We start from the raw sequence: 2,204 nt of genomic DNA, 5'->3' as shown, positions 1-2,204 counted from the left end.
CTTGACCGCAGACCACTAGCCAAACAACAACGGAGTAAAACGGATAGCCCGGTGAACAGCCAAACCTAACTTCTTACCCCCACCCTAATTGCTCATTGTTAACTCTAAATTCTACATTCATTTTATACCTTATATATAGTACAATAAAAAATGCCTGCGAGGAAAGGAATTCTAATAAGCGCGGTTGACTTGATAATATCACGCTAAAAGCTTTAGAGCTTCGCTTCGTTCAACCTAGAGAAATGGAGCAAAACAAGAATTCTTTTCCCATAAGAATTAAAAGTCTTATTTTACGTTTTTAATACCGTTTACGCAATGAATACGACAAATAAGAAATTGAAAACAAATTATTACTAAACATTGATTATTTTTTCGGTCATATAAAGCTTTTGGTGCAACAAACTAAAAGCGGACTTTATACGTATATTTTATAAGGGAATCTACATCATATCTTTACAACTATCCCCTTAATGAAACTTACTGTATATGAAATTACTAACACTGTTGATCTCAGCTTGCTGCTTGTTGACCTTCTCCCTAACATCCTGGGGACAATTTTTACAGGTAGCTGATGATGACCAAACCTTGAACTGTTTGCTTTTTGGAAATCAAGCCAGTTCTAATTTTATTGATTCTGGAAACCAGGGTGCCGGTTATTCTGCCAATGAACAGGACACGGTTACGATTTGTCCGGATCTTATTAATGGAACCAAAGTGTCGCTAAGAATGGGGTCTGCCTATGGATTTCCATTTGATATTGACCCAAGTGATACCCTTTATATTTTTGATGGGCCAGATGCCAATGCACCATTAATAGGTGCTTACAACAACACGAATATTGGAACAGGTTTTAGTATAACCGCTAGCTTCGGAGCCAATCCAAGTGGATGTTTAACGCTACTTTTTAGCTCAGATGCCGCAAATGAAGGAACTGGATGGGAAGGAAATATAGCCTGTACCACACCAGCACAACCCTTTGACGCTACAGTGGAAGCTTACGTCAATGGGTTAATGCCTGATGTTTTTGATTCTACCACCGGCACTTTCATGGACATTTGTGTTTACGACTCTATTCTTTTTATAGCAAACCCTAACTTCCCGTATTCCTTAGAAAACAATGGTTTTGGTTACAGTCAAACTCCAGAAAACGTAGAGTACATTTGGACGCTCAGTGATGGAACGGTATTGGAAGACAATGACAGTGTTTGGTTTGTACCCCCAGGCGTTGGTGGATTTTACATCAACCTTGAAATCAAAGACAGCTACCCACAATCCATTAAAAATTATGGAAGTATACGCGTTGGAACTGTGCCTGTTTTTGCTCCTACAGCCATTATTGACGATAGTATCTGTTTAGGTGACTCTGCTTTAATAAGTACCGGGCCTGTTACATACCCCGACGGTATTTTTGAAACGAATACCTTTTTTGAAAAAGTACAAAATCAACTCATTCCTGATGGCGATGGAAATAACTATGTTGCCGACAATGTAGTATCTTCTTTTAACGGTGCCACTATCGTGGATGCCACGAGTATAGATGAGATTTGTTTAGATATAGAGCATACGGACTTATCCAACCTTGAAATTGTTGTAGAATGTCCGAACGGAACTCAACTAACATTGGTTAATGCAAGTAATGCCTCGGGTGGACTTGTACCCGGAGGATATTTATCTAACGGAATTGCTTTGGGAGATCCCTCTACCGTTGCCGGTGTTCAGGGGACGACTTGGAGATATTGTTTTGACATGAATGCAGCTTTGGGAACTTTCCCGAATGAAACGGGTAACCTTGTTACGGCTCCAAGTAACTCAACTATACTGACGATGGATGAAGACACCTACCAACCTGAGGAAAGTTTTGGAGCATTGGCAGGGTGTCCGATCGATGGAACTTGGAAACTCATCGTTAGAGATAACATTCAAACGGGAGCTAACGATGGATATGTTACAAGTTGGAGAATTTCTTTTGACAAAACCTTAGACCCTAATGCCCCAACTTTCACCAATAGTGTAGTAAGTGAAGGTTGGCAGCCATCTTCCACAATATTAAGTATGAATCCCGATACATCTATTTGGGTACTACCAACACAATATGGTTACACAGGCTATACGTATGAAGCTACAGATGATTTTGGGTGTACACACGATACTGTCGTTTCTATCTATGTTATAGAACCTCCAGTTTTACCAAATGATACACTTTT

Annotated in this window: 1 pseudogene; it reads left to right on the top strand. The window is 39.7% G+C overall.

The window, feature by feature from the left end:
• Nucleotides 1-486: 486 nt before the first annotated feature.
• A pseudogene (locus R3333_RS14195) lies at nucleotides 487-2,204 on the top strand (hypothetical protein); the annotation flags it as partial.

The sequence above is a fragment of the Lishizhenia sp. genome (assembly GCF_033720595.1).
Classification (GTDB): Bacteria; Bacteroidota; Bacteroidia; order Flavobacteriales_D; family Crocinitomicaceae; genus Lishizhenia.
This window is presented reverse-complemented; position numbering and strand designations above follow the sequence as displayed.